1 protein-coding gene is annotated in these 364 nt (G+C 63.7%); it reads left to right on the top strand.

Translation table 11 applies throughout. The features are described from left to right. Positions 1 to 364: hypothetical protein (locus F2P45_RS34720; RefSeq protein WP_166882713.1), on the top strand; the 364-nt coding region annotated here is incomplete at both ends.

The following is a 364-nucleotide window of genomic DNA, read 5'->3' as shown; positions in this document are numbered from 1 at the left end:
CGCATCCGGCTAAAAAAGGGCACTCTTGACGACCAGCAGAATCGCGCCTGGCAGCACAACCCGAGCGATGTCTACGATTCGATCATCAACAGCCGCTTCAAGGATACCCAGCTGCGCGCCGGCGTGGTCTGGTCCGATGCCGAGCTGCGGTCGATGTTCGATCTGTCGGACGACCAGGTCGTGTTGTACCGCCAGTTCCGCGCGGCGCTCGACAAGAGCCTGACGAACCTGACGATCAGCGAAATGGTCAAGCTGGGCGGCAAGGACGCCAAGGGCATGCTGGAGCAGGCCGTGGCGACGCCGGATCTGCCGGCGGCCGCCGCGCTGCTGCGCGATCATTTTATCGCACTGGCCCAGCTGAGCC

It is taken from the genome of Massilia mucilaginosa (assembly GCF_011682145.1).
GTDB lineage: Bacteria > Pseudomonadota > Gammaproteobacteria > Burkholderiales > Burkholderiaceae_D > Telluria_A > Telluria_A mucilaginosa.
Note: the sequence above shows the minus strand (reverse complement) of the source record. Positions and strands in the feature narration are given on the sequence as shown.